Source organism: Desulfovulcanus ferrireducens (genome assembly GCF_018704065.1).
In the GTDB taxonomy this organism is placed as follows: domain Bacteria; phylum Desulfobacterota; class Desulfovibrionia; order Desulfovibrionales; family Desulfonatronovibrionaceae; genus Desulfovulcanus; species Desulfovulcanus ferrireducens.
The window spans coordinates 24924-40931 of sequence record NZ_JAGUQP010000002.1 but is presented as its reverse complement, the minus strand read 5'-3'; the positions used below and the strand labels follow the sequence as shown (position 1 = coordinate 40931).

Sequence of the window (16008 nt, the reverse complement as noted above, 5' to 3'; positions counted from 1 at the left end):
TTGAATGAAGATTTCATACACTGACACTAACACACTAAAGGGCTTCACCCTGATCGAACTTGTGGTGGTCATTCTGATTTTGTCCATTGGACTAGGTTTTTTGGCGCCCAAAATTAGCTCTGGATTATTTGTCAATGAAAAGAAAAGTTTCTTACGCAAGTTGCACGGAGCCCTTCAAGAGGCCAGGAACCAGGCCATGCTTTCCAGCCGCCCGGTTTCCCTGACTTTTCAGCTCAAAACAGGCGCAGGCAGGGAATATTTCTGGCTGAACACACACAACCAGGACACCAGCTCCAAAAGAAAGCCTCAAAGAATTAGCGTCCCAGAACACCTTGATATAGTAAGTATTATCACACCAAAAGGGGTGCCTGAAACTTCTGGAGCGGTAAAGTTTATTTTTCTGCCAAATGGACTTAACTTGAACGGCATAATCAATTTTAAGGATGACGAAAATTATTTTCACATAATTATCAAACCATTCGCACGCATGGAAGTTGCATCGGGAAAAGTGACACAATGAAAATGTTCAATGTGAAATACCTTTACCCATTCAACTCTCTACATTCAACATCCACCATTCCATCTGGTTTTACCTTGATGGAGGTACTCATATCTCTGGCCATTTTAAGTATCGCGTTAGTTGCAGTTTTAAAGGCCAATGTTTCAATAGAAGACACAAACCAAGCTGCAGAAGAAGAAATCATGGCAAACCTTCTTGCTCAGAATATAATGGCTCATATTCAGACTTTTGGAATAAAAAAATATGACCAGTTTCCAATGGAAATAGAAAAGAAAGGCTTGGAATATGACATACAAGTTGATGCCACAGACATTGAAAACCTCTGGAGACTAAAAGTAACGATCTACAAACTTGATGCTACTGTAAACCAATTGGAGGCATTTTTCTGGAGCGATGATTGATATATTTCAGAAAAATAACATCGAACGCCGAACTAACAAAAGGCTAAGAGCTAAGGTCTATATCGGATGTAGAACGTCGAACGTCAAACGTCAAAATGGCTTCACCTTACTGGAAATTCTAATTTCCCTTGCCATTGCTGGGATAATTTTTTTTACTGTTTTTGCTGTATATAGCAATACTTTAACTTTAACAGAAAATTTTAATACATATTTTAAAATAAACCAGATGGCTCAAACCATCATGGATATAACCTATCAGGACATCCATTCTGCTTATTATAAAAAAGCAGACAACAGTACACAAGAAAATTTCAAGTTTACTACTACCTCTACCTTAGAAACTATAGGCGATAATAAAGATTGTCGATTGGTATTGTCTATGGCAACAACCAATGATTTGACTTTCGATAATAGCTTTCCATGCATGACAATCAATCAAGTGCAGTACTTTTTAAGAAAAAATAATGAGTTATTTTCTCTGATGAGAAAACAAAAGAGCTCACAGCAAACAAAATGGCATGTTCTGGAAATAGCAGACAATATTCAAGAGTTCTCTCTTCTCTTTTTAAATAAAGAGGGACAGGAATTTGAGGATTGGGACAGTGAAAATAATGAATTCTATGGTTCTGCTCTGCCTTGTTTAGTCAAATTAACCTTGCGAATAAAGGAAGAGAATAACTTTAGCAGAAAATTTGTTTATTTTATCCCTGTGGAAGGATGGTCAGTTCATCAGTGACCGGATAAGGTTTGAAGTTGGTAAATGGAGTTAGGAGTTGGAAATTGGGAATTAGAAAAAAACTCGAGCAAAAAAACGGCAGTGTCCTAATCCTGACCTTATTGATTATTACCATTTTAGTGACCATCGTCCTGGAAACACAGAGCAAAAATCGAGTTTATTTAACATCAACAATCTATATGGCCAGAAAGGAAAGGTGTCGTGCTCTTGCCCGTTCAGGCCTTGCTCTGGCAAAGGCATTACTTACTTATGATCGAGCACAAGATAATGAGTCTGATCACCCGGGTGAAATATGGGCTCATCCTGATGAGCAGGATGGGTTAGACTTGCCAGCGCCGGAAAGAGGACAAATACTTTTACAAATAGCTGATGAACAGGCCAAGTTCTCCATAAATTATCTAATTGATTCACGTGGAAGATGGCGAGAAGAATATCGCCAAGCTTTTTTCAACCTCTTGATCGGCCCGGCCTTTCACCTGGACCCTGAAAAAGCGCAAAATATAATCATCGCCATCAAAGACTGGTTAGACAGCGATGAGTTGCCAGAATCAGAAGCCGGGTTTGAACAGGATTACTATGACCAAAATAAAAAAAAAATCCGGGTCAGAAATGGCCCCATACAAACTTTATCTGAATTAAGACATATAGCGGGCATCAGTGACAGTTTATATTTTGGGGACAGTGGTCGCCCTGGATTAAAAGAGCTTTTAACTATTTTTAGTGACGGGAAGGTAAATATCAACACAGCGCCACAGTATATTTTAGCCTCTTTAATTAAACAAGGGGACACGGGTGTGCCAGCTGAAGATGCCCTGGATTTTGCTCAGGAAATGATTGAATACCGCCAGGACAGAATGCACTTTGATAAATTATCATCATCGGGGTGGTACAATAATTTGCCTGGAGCTTTAGGTATTCATTTTTATAGTTTTATAACCATTAAATCCAGATACTTTTCTGTATTAAGTACAGGCAAGCTTGGTCAAACAGAAGTAAAAGTACGGGCAATTTTAAAGTTAAAAACACAACAAAATAAAAAGAAGATAAAATTTATTCCTCTTTTTGTAGAGTATTCATAATGTTATCAAAAATTTTAACCCTGCACATATCAAGTTCCTATTTAAACTTTCTTTTTGTAGAAAAAAAATGGGGGCAAATAACAGATGTAAATTGCTGGCAAAAAAAATTGTCAGGTATTAAATCAAAATCTGAATTAGCTCAAAGCATCAAATTGGAACTTGAAGAAAAAAAGTTAATTTACGATTGTCTCTTGCTCTCGATTTTACCAGAAAGCTATTTTCTCAGGCAGTTGACCTTTCCATTTTCTGACAAAAACAAAATTTCCGAAATTCTGCCTCAAGAGCTTGAGGATAGCCTTCCTTTTCCACTGGATGAATTCTACTATGATTTTATACCTACCCTAAAAGATGCGGCTCAAAACCAACAAATATTATGCCTGGGCATAAAAAAACAGGAAATAGATGAGCTGGTCCAAGCCCTTGAAGATGTTAATATATATCCTTTTCTCATAGACCTGCCCTACTCTTCTCTCTTATCCCTCTGCAGTAATATAGCAGAACCCAGGCCAAAAAGATACATGCTCCTTCACTTTGAACCAGAATGCGCTTTTTTGCTATGCATAGAAAGTAATAAACTTATAGAAGGACATGAGTTTAAATGGAAGCTACATAAAAACAGCTCGCCAAACGACATATCAAACACAAATTATAGCAGCAATCATGATCATCTTATCGACAAAATAAAAATATCTTTACTTAAAGCAGACAACGACTCAATAGATTTTGTCATAGAACAAATTATAATTTCAGGTCCATACCCGGAAAATCTACCTGACTCTATTGAAAAAAAACTCAGCATCCCTGTACAAGAAATTTATAAATTAAATTTTCATTCTAAGTTATTTCAAATTATTAGCAAAAAAGATATCCCGAAGTTTTATCCAAATCTGGGCCTGTTCCTTGGTTTTGGACAAAAAGCAAAAACTTTAAATTTTATTCAAAATAAATCACAATACAAACATTATTACAAATATAAAGACAACATCAAAACAATAATAATATCACTATTTATATTACTTGCTAGTATTTCCTTCAGTTATATATCTCATATTTATATTAAGGAAAAAAGATTAAACCAAATTTACAATAAAATGAATGAAGTGATTTCAAGAAACTTTAAAGACATTCAAGATCAATTAACTCCAATACAATATATCAGTTTATTTAAGTCAAAAATTCAACAATTAAACATAAACGACAAAGGTTTATCTATCTCGAAAGTAAAAACGATAGAAATTTTAAATTTAATAAGCTCTCAGGTACCAAAAACATTAGCTGTACAATTTAAAAACTTTACAGCAGACCATCAACATATCAGAATCCAGGGAATAACTGACTCTTTTTTTACTGTAGACAAAATTAAAAAATCACTTGAAAGTATAGATTTGTTTCAAAAGGTGGAAATTAAAGGAGCTAAAACAGATACAAATAGACAGGTTGCATTCGCTTTACACATCGATCTTTCATGTGATACAAAATCATTTTAAAATAGAAAAAGAAAAGTCACAAAACCAGCAAGGCTAAATGCTCAGAACCTAAATTATAAAACTAAATTGTCTAATAATGATAAGTAACACACAGAGAAAAATTGTAATTTTACTCTTTGCGGGAATAATACTTGTTTTGGCCATATGGCAATGGGCTGTAATACCCCTCGTCAACTACCAAAAAAGACTGGACCAAACCATTACCATCAATACAACTCGACTTGAGAAACTTTTAAGGTTGGAAAGCCAGTTAAAAAAAATTTTAGAAACAAATTTAAAACCTACACCAAGCCAAGGCAATCTCCCTCGTAACTTCACCCTTTTTTCCTATTTAGACCGCCTGGCCACTCAGAACCAGGTCAAAAAAAATGTTGATTTCCTGCGTCCATCGTCCAAAAACATTAACAACGGTGTATCCATGGAAATTGTTGACCTCCGTTTAAAAAAAGTCAGACTCGGAAAGCTAATACCATTCCTTACCCAAATAGAATCATCGCCTTACGGCATCAGTATAGATCGATTGATAATCCGCACTGAAAAAAAAACCGGGCTCTTGGATGTTGATATAACATGTTCAATCCTGAAGCAGGATTGATGAACTAAAAAATGCAACACTGCAAAAAACTACAGGTCTTTTTGTAGCAGGTTCATATTTATGTCAAAATCAAAGCTTATTCTTCTCTATTCGGTACTTGCTCTAATCACCGTAACCGCCACTATTATTTTTACTTTTCCGTTCAAAACTCTGGAACAGAGACTTTCCCAACATTTAAGCCGTGCACTCAATTTAGAGGTAAGCTTAACATCCCTTGCTCCAAGTGCTTTTTTAGGACTAAAAGCTCAAAGTTTAGTTATCAAAACTCCAAAATTCCCTCCTCTAACTTTATCAAATCCGAACCTTAAATTAAATCCATCGAGTCTCTTTTTAGGCATCCCGGAATTCAATATTTATACCCAGCTATGGGATGGGAAAATATTCATTAACGCTATTTTTGATTCAATAAAAAACTGGAAAATTGGTGAGTTAAAAGTAGAATTAAAAGACATTCGCCTCTCTGATTCCATCGCTTACCTCAAAGATATATATATTAATTCGATTGACGGGAGTTTAGACAGCACTATTAATCTCCAATACCCTAAAAATTTTAGCCTGCCTAGGTTAGGCGGCCAAGGCAACATAAAAATAATTAACTGTAATATAAATTTTGATACCCCCTTATTTAAAAATATTCTTTTGCAGGACATAAAGACAACCATAAAATTTACCATTAAAAACGGGGTGTTAAAGATAAAAGAAGGGCCTGTAAGTTTGGCTGGTATCAACGGAAAAATTAAGGGAAGTATTTTCCTAAACAAGAATATTAATTCGAGCAGGATAAATCTAGCCGTCGAACTAAAAATTGGTTCAAATCTAAAAAATTTCCCACAATCACTTAAACCCTTGATGTCTAAAAGAAAAAAAATTCGCCTGAATATCCAGGGTACCATTGCAAATCCTAAAGTATCATGGCTTTAGGTTTTGCGTTATTTGCATATAATGTCACAACCTCAAAGACTGGCGTCCTCGACATACTGTAAACACTTGACCTCCTCCATCCCTGACACTAACACTAACACCAACACTAACACTATAATTGGAGGCCCAATGCCTAAAGTTGCCGTTCTCGGAGGAGGTAGCTGGGGCACTACCCTAGCCAACATGCTCGCTGGAAAAGGACTGACCACATGGTTGTGGATCAGGGAAGCAGAGCTTGTGGAGGAAATCAAAAACCGTGGCGAAAACACCTGGTATCTGCCAGGAATAAAGCTTAGCCCAGGACTGCGAGTAAGTCCGGACATGGCTCAGGTGGTAGATGGAGCAGACTACTTTCTGGTGGTCATTCCCTGCCAGTTTATCCGTCAGGTCCTTTCCACTTATAAACACCTTTTCCCGCACAATCCTATTATTATCTGTGCCAGTAAAGGCGTAGAATTAAAGACATTAAAACCCATGTCCCAGGTAATTGAAGATGTGCTTGAGGACAAAAAACCATATTACGCTATCCTTTCTGGCCCTTCTTTTGCGAAAGAGGTTAGTCATAAACTGCCCACGGCTGTAAGCCTTGGCTGTGCAGATAATAATCTGGGACGCAAACTGCAGGAGCTTCTTTCAACAGATTACTTTCGTGTCTATTTAAACGAAGACTATCGCGGAGTAGAACTTGGGGGGGCCATCAAGAATATCATGGCCATTGCCGCTGGTATTTCTGATGGTTTGGGTTTTGGCCATGATGCCCGGGCCGCCCTTATTACCCGGGGGTTGGCTGAAATGAGCCGGCTGGGCGTAGCCTTGGGGGCCAAAGAAAGGACCTTCATGGGCCTTTCCGGCATGGGGGATTTGGTCCTCACCTGTACCGGGGACTTAAGCCGCAACCGCCAGGTGGGACTAAAACTAGGCCAGGGCCAAAAGCTCGGCCAGATCCTGGCCGAGACCAGAACCGTTGCTGAAGGTGTTAAAACCACGGAATCAGTCTATTTTTTAAGCAGAAAACTCGGTGTAGAGTTACCCATAACAGAACAAGTTTATGAAGTTTTATTCAAAGACAAAGATCCTAAACAGGCAGTACAGGAACTAATGAGCCGCAAGCTGAAAGCGGAATGATGCCTGATGATTAATGTTAAATGATGAATGTTGAATTAAAGAAACTGGAATGATGTAAAGAGTGGAATGAAACTGATCATAACTAAACTCCTCTGGCTGGTACTAATTTTTTTCGGTATTACGGTCATCAGTTTCTGGGTCATTCACCTGGCCCCTGGTTCACCTACTGACCTGCAGACCACTTTAAATCCCATGGCCGGAGCCGGTGCCAGGGCAAGACTGGAAAAAATTTATGGCCTGGATAAGCCCCTGCATATCCAGTACTTGAACTGGCTAAAACGCATTGTCAGGTTTGATTTTGGCCAGTCTTTAAGCGGAGATCATCGCCCGGTATGGGATAAGATTAAAGAACGCCTACCCCTGACTTTGTCCCTTAACCTCATTTCCATGTTTTTAATACTGGTTATAAGTATCCCCATTGGGATTTTCTCGGCTGTATATCAAAATAGCTGGTTTGATCGCCTAATGACCATCCTGGTCTTTATTGGCTTTGCCATACCAGGATTCTGGCTGGCCCTGCTCCTTATGCTAAGCTTTGGCATTTACTGGCCCATCTTGCCTATTGCCGGCCTGACTTCACTGGATTTTCCATATCTTTCTTTCTGGGGAAAACTCATGGACCTGGCCAAACATTTGGCCCTGCCCGTATTTGTATTCACCATCACCGGGTTAGCTGGCATGTCCAGATTTATGCGTACCTCCATGCTTGAGGTCTTGCGCCAGGATTTTATCCTCACGGCCAGGGCAAAAGGGTTGCCCGGCCATGTAGTCATCTTTAAACACGGTCTAAGAAACGCACTTTTGCCGGTTATTACCATTTTAGGTCTCTCTGTCCCGGGGCTTATTGGCGGTAGCGTGATCATTGAATCCATTTTTGCCCTACCTGGTTTAGGTCAACTCTTTTATCAAGCAGTTATGGCCAGGGATTACCCTTTAATTATGGGCAATCTGGTTCTGGGAGCAATTTTGACCCTGGCGGGGAATCTCCTGGCTGATATTGGTTATGCCTTAGCAGACCCACGCATTAGATTAGGTTCCAGGGATTAGAAAGGTGAAAAATAGAAATTGGCTGTTTATCCTAGGTATTGTCATCGTAGGCAGCATGAGCTTGATTGCTCTTCTAGCTCCGGTTATTGCCCCTTATGATCCTACCAGCTTAAATGTTGATGCCATCTTGGCACCGCCTTCTAGTAAATATCTGCTGGGTACGGACAGCCTGGGTCGCGATGTGTTTTCCCGCTTGGTTTACGGGGCCAGAGTCTCTTTATGGGTTGGTTTTATAGCTGTGGGTATTTCTGTAGGTATAGGCATCTTTTTAGGCCTCCTGGCTGGCTATTTTGGCGGAATTATTGATGAGATAATCATGCGTTTTGTCGATATTATGCTCTGTTTCCCTTCCTTTTTTCTTATTCTGGCGGTAATTGCATTTTTAGAACCTAGCTTAACAAACATAATGATTGTTATCGGCCTGACCTCATGGATGGGAGTAGCCAGGCTGGTCAGGGCAGAAACCCTGTCTTTGCGCCAGAGAGAATTTATCCTCGCGGCAAAATTGTGTGGTGCAAGACTATGGCGGATATTATTCGCCCATATCCTCCCTAATGCCCTGGCCCCGGTCCTGGTCTCGGCCACTCTGGGGGTTGCCTCGGCCATTCTCACGGAATCCGCTTTAAGTTTTTTGGGCCTGGGAGTTCAACCGCCTACGCCTAGCTGGGGCAACATGCTCATGGAAGGAAAAGATGTCCTTGAGATTGCTCCCTGGCTATCTATTTTCCCCGGCCTTTGTATCTTACTTACTGTTTTGGGGTATAATTTACTTGGAGAGTCTTTACGTGATATTTTGGATCCGCGCTTGAAACAAAAATAGATAGAGAGTTGGAGGGTTAAGTTGGGTGCTTAATACTGTGAACAAATACGAATCTCGGACCAGAAATCACGAATTACGAATTTTAGGCATCCACCTAAGCCTCGCAAGAGCCCTAGAAGAACTCGGAGCTAAAGTCTTAAATCTTAACCCGCCACCAGGTGAACTTCTTGATCTAAGCCACCATCCCAATGTCCAAGGCTTTAATCCCGACCTGGTTATTCAACAGGAAAACCTAGGTCCCAGAACCCTGCTTTTAGGCCTTGAACATTTCTCCTGCCCTAAAATTTTCTGGTCCATTGACACCCACCTGAACTCTTTCTGGCATAAATTCTATGGCCGCAATTTTGATCTTGTCCTGACCACTCAAAAAGGATGGGTAGAAAAACTACAAGTTCTGGGACTGGAGAAGGTCAAATGGCTACCTTGGTTTGGAATAAAAAAAGAATGGAAAGATTTTAGCAAAAGAAAATATGATTTAAGTTTTGTCGGCCGGGTAACTGCCCACAGGCCAGCACGCAAGTGGCTGGTTGAATTTTTGCGCCAAGAGTTCAAGGCGCACATAGCCCAAAATATAGAATTTACCCGGATGCTTGATATTTATAGACAAACAAAACTTGCTCCTAACGAGGCCATAGCCGGAGAAGTAAACTTTCGCACCTTTGAGGCTGCCTCCTGCGGCGCTCTGGTCCTAAATCAAGACTTGGGCGACGAAATCACTCCTCTATTTATCCCGGGCAAAGAAACCCTGGTCTTTGAACATGTTTTAGAGCTCAGGGAGCTCATAAAATTTTATTTATGTCATCAAACCCATGCGGAGACAATAGCCCGCGCCGGGTGGGAAAGAATTCAAAACAACCACTTGGCCATACATCGCGCCCAAAAACTTCTGCACTACGCTAAAGGAATAAGTCCCAAAGCACAGTCAGAACAGCAGGCCTTTAAAAATATTGTCCTCTCTCTCTTTTTCCTCTGGCAAAACCAGGCACTGGCTTTAGACAAGAAGGATCTCATTGATTTATTTTTAAAGCTACCCATTGATCCCGAAGTGTTAAGAGGTTTAATAGAGCTCCATGCGCAGGATGAGAAAAAGACAAAGTCCTTTTTAATCCCTATTTTAGAGCAAAAACAATACGATTTTCATTTGGGGCTAAATCTAGCCTGCTCCTTTGCTGCCTTAAAACACAATGACCTTCCTTTGGCCCGCCAATTCTGGCATAGGTACCTCTTAAGCAATGGACGAAAACTTAAACCTGCCTCCACCCCTTTGCAACTTAGCCTGTTCTGGGCTAAAGAACTTACACGCAAAGGTGAAATCTTTCGCATAGGTCTACGCTTTAATCCCAGGAATATGCTTCCACGGTCCGCCTTGGAATGCCTAATTTATGCGGAATACCTGGGTCCACAAAACAAAGAGGTATTAAACGAAATTTTAAATCTTATCCAAAACCAAAAAGGGCAGGAGCCACTTTTGCTTCAGATTCAATCTCATTTAAGCCTCATTGAACCGGAAAACTGGCGCTTGGGGCTTGATTTAGCGTTGACCAATTTAAAAGCCTTCCGCCTGGGCCAAGGTCTGGAAGAATTGTTATTGGCCTTTGAAACAGCGCAAAAAATGAATAAAGCAGATGTTTTCCTTCGACGGTTAAAGAAAAAGGATGCAACCGTAAAAAGTTTCTTTGTCCAGCTTTTGCAACAGATTAAAAAGCAGGGCCTCGCCCCGTGAAATAGCAGGTGTGCCTGCAAAAAATAAATTTTTGCAGGCAATGTTGAATGTTGGGTTTTGAATGATGAATTATTTGAAGATGTTATAAAGTATATACTTTTGTGAAAAAAGTATACTATGAGTCTGTGGCCAAACCACATTTTAACCGCTGATTGAAAGTCCTGGTTTCTGAAATGCATTACAAACGACTTGGATAACCCAATCTTGAGTTTTGCTTGCAGAAAACAGAGCATTGGGATGAATGGACTGAATATTTTGCGATACTGACCATACCTATCTATAGTTTAAATTGAGCGATTTTTTGCAGTTCAAACTTTGAGATTGCTTCGCTACACTTTGTTCCACTCGCAATGACAGGAGCGAGTTCGTCATTGCGAGGGCAGCGAAGCTGTCCGTGGCAATCTCATCACCCATTGAGTGAAAATGGCCAAACTTAGGTATAATTAAAAGAATATTTGTTTACCCAAAGTACCCATTATGCTCTGTCCGCAAGCAAGTTTTAGATGGGTCCAAGTCTTTGTTCCAGCATGAAAGAAACCAAGACTGAAATAAACCTTTGAAATTAAGTTGATAAAAAGGTTCAGCCACAGACTCTTACGCATAGCCTGCAAGCAAGCCTTTGTCAGCACTAAAGAAAATGTGCCCGTAAATTAACTCCGAAAATTGAAACAACTTAACCAAATAACATGCTTGAACTTTTACGCATCAAAAACCTTGCCCTTATTGAAGACCTGGAGCTTGAATTTCATCCTGGTTTAAATGTTCTCACTGGCGAGTCAGGAGCAGGCAAATCATTTATCTTAAAAGCCCTGGACTTTATTCTGGGCGAAAAGATTCCCGTGTCAATGGTTCGTCCGGAAAAAGACAGAGCGGTTGTCGAAGCCTTGTTTATCCTGAATGATGAAGAAATCATGCTGCGCCGAGAACTAATTGCTAGTACAGGTCGAAGTAGGTTTTATCTTAATGATAGTTTAAGTTCACAGGAGAAGGTCCTCTCTCTTCGTCCCAGGCTTTTGATCCATACCAGCCAGCACGGTCAGCAAAAATTGTTAAAACCATCTTTTCACACAAAAATATTAGACTATTTTCTGCCCAAACCGGAACTGTTAAGTCAAAAAGAAATGGCACTGCGCGCCTTACGCCAGGTCCTGGGCGAAAAAAAGGAGTTGGAAGCCAAGATTGCCCACCTAGCTGCACAAAAGGACTTCCTGGAGTATCAAAGGGAAGAGATTGCCCGTGTAAGCCCGAAGCCTAATGAAGAGGAAGAGCTTCTGGAGGAACTCACCAGGCTAAAGTCCAGGACAGACTTTGTCCAAAACATCAACCGCGCTCTCAATATCCTGCACAGCCCGGAAACCAATCTTTTGCACAATCTTTATGAGCTGCAAAAAATTATTTCCAGGCTTGCTGAAGATGAAGAATTTGTCCAGCTAGACACAGAAATGGACGGGGTAATCGCCATTTTGCAGGACATGGACAGAACCTTAAAGTCTGTTCCCGTAGACACAGAGGAAAGCAATATAGAGACCATTGAAGCCAGGCTCTTTGAGCTGGCCCGGCTTAAACGTAAATTAAACAAAAGTCTGGACGAAATCCTGGCTCTTGAACAGGAGATTGAGCAAAACCTGTCCTTTCTTGATGCCAGCACCTTGAGTCTAAAACAGCTGGAGCGCAAAGAAAAGGAATTGGCCCAAAACTTAAGCCGGATTATTGACAGCCTTAATGAGCAAAGAAAACAAGCAGCAAAAGTCCTTAAACAGGCCCTTGAAGAAGAATTAAAAAACCTGGGCTTTTCCGAGCACATCCAGATTCAATTTGACCTCTACTCTGAAGAAGTTTATCCACAAATAAATGAATTGAAGGTCAGGCTTTTGTGGGTGCCCAATCCCGGCCAACCTCCCCAACCTCTGGACAAAATCGCGTCCGGCGGCGAGCTTTCCCGCTTTTTACTTGCACTGGTGGGTCTGCAATCTGAAAAGAATCTGCCCACCTTGCTTTTTGATGAGGTCGACGCAGGCATAGGAGGAATCACCTTGTCCAGAGTGGGAGAGAAAATAAAAAGACTCTCTCAGGACAGACAGGTAATCTTGATCACACATTGGCCGCAACTAGCCTGCTTGGCGGATAAACACTTTCAGGTACAAAAGAAGATTATAAACGACCAAACATACACCCTGTGTACAGAACTTGATAACAAAAAGTCTTTACATGAGCTGGCCCGGATGGCTGGCGGTGGAGACAAGGGCCTGGCCCTGGCCCGTAAACTAACAACTTACCGTAAAGAAGTTTAAATTATGAATCACTGTCTTGACCTAAAAATCAAGCACATAGACTTTTCATGTTCACAAGATTTTTGCCACCTTTATCTTGAGCCACCAGACTGGCAATTTACCCCTGGCCAGTTTGTTATGCTAAGACCAACGGCCTGGGGCAAAGACCCTCTCTGGCCCAGACCGTTTTCCATTTGCGAGCTAACCAGCGACTATCTACATATATTTTTCCAGGTAGTTGGCCGAGGCACAGAGCTTTTATCGTACCTAACCAAAGGGGACCGGATCACGGTCTGGGGCCCGCTGGGCAAAGGGTTTAGTATAGACCAGAATAAACCTCTGCTTATCATAGCCGGAGGCATGGGCCTTGCCCCTTTTATTGGCCTGACCAGGACCCACAAGCGGCCAGAGCTGATTAATTTTTTGTTTGGCCATCGTTTGAATATTTCCTGCTATCCCTTTGACCTCATACCAGAACAGGTAAAAAAAGAACATAAGCAGCAGGAATCTGAACAAGATTTAAAATACTTTGAACAATACCTGCGTCTCCGCATCCAGGACTTTGCTTCCAAAGGTACTATTTTGGCCTGCGGCCCCTATCCGTTTTTAAAGGTTGTTCACAGGTTCGCTCTGGAATTTAACGCCAGGGTACAAGTTTCTTTAGAAAACAAAATGGCCTGCGGCATTGGAGCCTGTCTCGGCTGTGTAACCAAAAATAAAAATGATGATTACATTCAAACCTGCACCCTTGGCCCGGTATTCTGGGCTGATGAAATAAAGATATGAGATGCTGTTGAAATGAGCCAGACAAGTTCAACAAACCCAATAACTACCGTAAGCCTGGGGAACTTGTGTTTAAAAAACCCCATCCTAACTGCCTCAGGAACCTTTGGTTACGGTCTGGAGTTTGCCCCTTACGGAAATTTGTCCTCCCTGGGGGGGATAGTGGTCAAAGGCTTATCCTTAAAGCCCAGAAAAGGTAATCCCGTCCCTCGAATAGTGGAAACCCCATGCGGGATGCTCAATGCCATTGGCTTGCAAAACATTGGCGTAGAAAAATTTTTGGCTCATAAGTTACCCAAGCTGCCCTGGAAGGAAACAGCCATCATTGCCAATCTTTACGCCCAGACCAAGGAAGAATTTGCCAGGTTGGCTGAAATTTTGGCCCGGGAGAAAGGCATTGCTGCCCTGGAAGTCAATATCTCCTGCCCCAACGTGAAAGAGGGAGGAGTGCTATTTGGTCAGGACCCCGATATGGCTGCCCAGGTCACGGAAGCAGTCAAAAAAAATGCCGGCAACAAACCTGTCATTGTCAAATTAAGCCCCAACGTTACTGACATCAAAGTCATAGCCAGGGCCGTTGAAAAGGCCGGTGCGGATATTTTGTCTCTAATTAATACCTTAAGCGGAATGGCTGTTAATATTTATACCCAAAAGCCCATGCTGGCTAATATTATTGGTGGCCTTTCCGGGCCAGCCATTAAGCCCGTTGCCCTGAAAATGGTTTATGAAGTGGTAAATTGTACCAACCTGCCAGTTATAGGCATTGGCGGCATTAGCACTGTGGAGGATGTCCTGGAGTTTATCCTGGTCGGGGCCACTGCCATTCAGATAGGCACGGCCAACTTCATGCGACCTGACAAAGCCTTTCAAATCGTCGAAGAATTACCCCGAAAACTCGCTCAGTTAAATATTGGTTCCTGGTCTGAGTGGCGGGGAAAGTTGAAAGTATAGCCGACTATCAACTTGTTGAGTTTCGCTCTCATTGAGATTATAAAGTTTACAATGTGAAACATTGAAGACAGTGACAAATCCATTTATAGTTTTCTTGGAGAGTATTCGGTAAACTTCATTCTCATCTTCATAAATATTCCACTGGATGAAATGAATTTGTGGAATTAAAGGAGAAACTTATGCCCCAACCCATAAAAGACGCTGTTTCAATCTGTAAAACAATTATGCGTAATGGCTATGATGCCTATATTATCAATGCCCCCCTGCAGGAAAAAGCTCTGCAGAATAGCAATCTTATTGTGGATATCTGTACTGACCTGGATTTTGAAGGTTTGAAAAAACTTTTTCCCCACATACACAATATACAAGACGAGTCATTAATCGCCAGTCTTAAGCAAGGGGAAATCATCTTTCACTTCTACCCTGCAGATGTTCTGGAAAGTTCTTACACAGAAAGCACCGTGGCCAGGCTCACTCCCAGACTTTTAAAGCAGTTAGCACAAAAAGACGAACTGCCCATGAGCCTGGCCTGCCCCTATGTTCCTACTCCCAAAGACGTATATGACGGTTTTGAAGATTTAAATTCCGGACAGATATGTCTGCAAGGAATTCCCGATGAGGCATTGAAAAGAGATTATCTGCGAGCTGTGCGTGCTTTGCGCTTTTCTGCCAATTATCATCTACCTATTGAAGGAAACACTTGGCTAGCCATTGTCAGGGCGGCCAGGAGAGTACTGGATTATGTTTCGGTTTCAGACATAATGGATGAATGGCGCAAGGTGGAAGCAGAGAATATGTGGGCCTTTGTCCAGCTTTTATTTGACAGTATGATCCTGCACGGCCTCATCCCGGAACTGGCAGCCCTGAGTCGTGTCAAACAGATCAAAAACCCCGAAGAAGGCGAGGAAACAGTCTGGGAACACACTGTCCAAGTCATGCGTCACTATCCAGAAGAACTTCCCTATGACTGGTATGGAACATTGGCCTGCCTGTTCCACGACGTTGGCAAACTCTACACCGGGGAAATCTACGACCAGCAAATGACTTTCTACCAACACCACCAGGTCGGAGCTAAAGTGACCAGGAAAATACTAAAAAGACTCCGTTTTGACCCTGAAGAAATCGACCTTATCTGCCATCTTGTCCGGCATCATATGCGCTTTCATTTTATGCTCACTGATAAAGGTATCCGCAGATTTAAAAGCCTGGATGAGTACCCACGACTCATCGAAATGGTGCGCGCCGATATCAAGGCCAGAAACGGCAGCTACAAAGAATTCAATCACAACATAAAAATGCTTGACCGTGCCGATATCAGTGAGGAAATGCTTGAACCGTTGCTTAACGGCCATCAGATCATGGAGTATACAGGCATCAAGCCCGGACCACTGGTAGGACTAATTCGCGATGCATTGCTCCAGGCCCAGATAGCCGGCGATGTGACCAATGTGGAAGAGGCTATTACCTTTGTTCGCAAGTATAAAGACAAGGAAAAGTTGTCTTAAGTGGGTCATATTTGCTAGTATGCGAAACGTAAGAAGGATGAGACA

At 41.6% G+C, this 16008-nt stretch carries 15 protein-coding genes; all 15 read left to right on the top strand.

Going from position 1 to position 16008, the window contains the following annotated elements; all coding sequences use genetic code 11:
* Positions 1–4: 4 nt before the first annotated feature.
* The 15 genes from KFV02_RS01335 to KFV02_RS01265 all read left to right on the top strand — a co-directional run bounded on the left by KFV02_RS01335 (position 5) and on the right by KFV02_RS01265 (position 15963).
* Positions 5–520: a GspH/FimT family protein gene (locus tag KFV02_RS01335; RefSeq protein WP_252379734.1), complete on the top strand. Its 516-nt coding sequence runs from the start codon at positions 5–7 to the stop codon at positions 518–520.
* Positions 517–921: a type IV pilus modification PilV family protein gene (locus KFV02_RS01330; protein ID WP_252379733.1), complete on the top strand. Its 405-nt coding sequence runs from the start codon at positions 517–519 to the stop codon at positions 919–921. The genes KFV02_RS01335 and KFV02_RS01330 overlap by 4 nt, the downstream gene beginning before the upstream one ends.
* A complete protein-coding gene (locus KFV02_RS01325; RefSeq protein WP_252379732.1) occupies positions 914–1657 on the top strand; it encodes a PilW family protein in 744 nt (247 codons plus the stop codon). The genes KFV02_RS01330 and KFV02_RS01325 overlap by 8 nt, the downstream gene beginning before the upstream one ends.
* Positions 1658–1701: 44 nt before the next feature.
* Positions 1702–2736, top strand: a complete 1035-nt coding sequence (gene gspK / locus KFV02_RS01320; protein ID WP_252379731.1) for a type II secretion system minor pseudopilin GspK — start codon at positions 1702–1704, stop codon at positions 2734–2736.
* Positions 2736–4223, top strand: coding sequence for a PilN domain-containing protein (locus KFV02_RS01315; protein WP_252379730.1), 1488 nt, complete (start codon positions 2736–2738; stop codon positions 4221–4223). The genes gspK and KFV02_RS01315 overlap by 1 nt, the downstream gene beginning before the upstream one ends.
* A 76-nt stretch (positions 4224–4299) precedes the next feature.
* A complete protein-coding gene (locus KFV02_RS01310; RefSeq protein WP_252379729.1) occupies positions 4300–4818 on the top strand; it encodes a hypothetical protein in 519 nt (172 codons plus the stop codon).
* 60 nt (positions 4819–4878) lie between these two features.
* Positions 4879–5739, top strand: coding sequence for a type II secretion system protein GspN (gene gspN, locus KFV02_RS01305; RefSeq protein ID WP_252379728.1), 861 nt, complete (start codon positions 4879–4881; stop codon positions 5737–5739).
* A 129-nt stretch (positions 5740–5868) separates the two neighbouring features.
* Positions 5869–6864, top strand: coding sequence for an NAD(P)H-dependent glycerol-3-phosphate dehydrogenase (locus tag KFV02_RS01300; RefSeq protein WP_252379727.1), 996 nt, complete (start codon positions 5869–5871; stop codon positions 6862–6864).
* A 66-nt stretch (positions 6865–6930) separates the two neighbouring features.
* The gene (locus KFV02_RS01295) at positions 6931–7911 is read left to right on the top strand and encodes an ABC transporter permease (protein ID WP_252379726.1); all 981 of its coding nucleotides are present in this window, start codon (positions 6931–6933) and stop codon (positions 7909–7911) included.
* Positions 7912–7915: 4 nt separating this feature from the next.
* Positions 7916–8731, top strand: coding sequence for an ABC transporter permease (locus KFV02_RS01290; protein ID WP_434800276.1), 816 nt, complete (start codon positions 7916–7918; stop codon positions 8729–8731).
* Positions 8732–8756: 25 nt separating this feature from the next.
* Positions 8757–10454 carry a CgeB family protein gene (locus KFV02_RS01285; RefSeq protein WP_252379725.1) on the top strand — a complete coding sequence of 566 codons (1698 nt, stop codon included), beginning with the start codon at positions 8757–8759 and terminating at the stop codon, positions 10452–10454.
* A gap of 686 nt (positions 10455–11140) precedes the next feature.
* Positions 11141–12745: a DNA repair protein RecN gene (locus tag KFV02_RS01280; protein ID WP_252379724.1), complete on the top strand. Its 1605-nt coding sequence runs from the start codon at positions 11141–11143 to the stop codon at positions 12743–12745.
* 3 nt (positions 12746–12748) lie between these two features.
* Positions 12749–13510 carry an iron-sulfur cluster-binding protein gene (locus KFV02_RS01275; RefSeq protein ID WP_252379723.1) on the top strand — a complete coding sequence of 254 codons (762 nt, stop codon included), beginning with the start codon at positions 12749–12751 and terminating at the stop codon, positions 13508–13510.
* A 12-nt stretch (positions 13511–13522) separates the two neighbouring features.
* A complete protein-coding gene (locus tag KFV02_RS01270) occupies positions 13523–14458 on the top strand; it encodes a dihydroorotate dehydrogenase (RefSeq protein WP_252379722.1) in 936 nt (311 codons plus the stop codon).
* 179 nt (positions 14459–14637) lie between these two features.
* On the top strand, positions 14638–15963 hold the full coding sequence (locus tag KFV02_RS01265; RefSeq protein WP_252379721.1) for an HD domain-containing protein: 1326 nt from the start codon (positions 14638–14640) through the stop codon (positions 15961–15963).
* The last annotated feature ends 45 nt before the right edge of the window (positions 15964–16008 follow it).

Bases quoted from the DNA above. Each gene is read 5' to 3' on its own strand.
- KFV02_RS01335 (WP_252379734.1), top strand. From the start codon at position 5: ATGAAGATTTCATACACTGACACTAACACACTAAAGGGCTTCACCCTG.
- KFV02_RS01330 (WP_252379733.1), top strand. From the start codon at position 517: ATGAAAATGTTCAATGTGAAATACCTTTACCCATTCAACTCTCTACAT.
- KFV02_RS01325 (WP_252379732.1), top strand. From the start codon at position 914: ATGATTGATATATTTCAGAAAAATAACATCGAACGCCGAACTAACAAA.
- KFV02_RS01315 (WP_252379730.1), top strand. From the start codon at position 2,736: ATGTTATCAAAAATTTTAACCCTGCACATATCAAGTTCCTATTTAAAC.
- KFV02_RS01310 (WP_252379729.1), top strand. From the start codon at position 4,300: ATGATAAGTAACACACAGAGAAAAATTGTAATTTTACTCTTTGCGGGA.
- gspN (WP_252379728.1), top strand. From the start codon at position 4,879: ATGTCAAAATCAAAGCTTATTCTTCTCTATTCGGTACTTGCTCTAATC.
- KFV02_RS01300 (WP_252379727.1), top strand. From the start codon at position 5,869: ATGCCTAAAGTTGCCGTTCTCGGAGGAGGTAGCTGGGGCACTACCCTA.
- KFV02_RS01295 (WP_252379726.1), top strand. From the start codon at position 6,931: ATGAAACTGATCATAACTAAACTCCTCTGGCTGGTACTAATTTTTTTC.
- KFV02_RS01280 (WP_252379724.1), top strand. From the start codon at position 11,141: ATGCTTGAACTTTTACGCATCAAAAACCTTGCCCTTATTGAAGACCTG.
- KFV02_RS01275 (WP_252379723.1), top strand. From the start codon at position 12,749: ATGAATCACTGTCTTGACCTAAAAATCAAGCACATAGACTTTTCATGT.
- KFV02_RS01270 (WP_252379722.1), top strand. From the start codon at position 13,523: ATGAGCCAGACAAGTTCAACAAACCCAATAACTACCGTAAGCCTGGGG.
- KFV02_RS01265 (WP_252379721.1), top strand. From the start codon at position 14,638: ATGCCCCAACCCATAAAAGACGCTGTTTCAATCTGTAAAACAATTATG.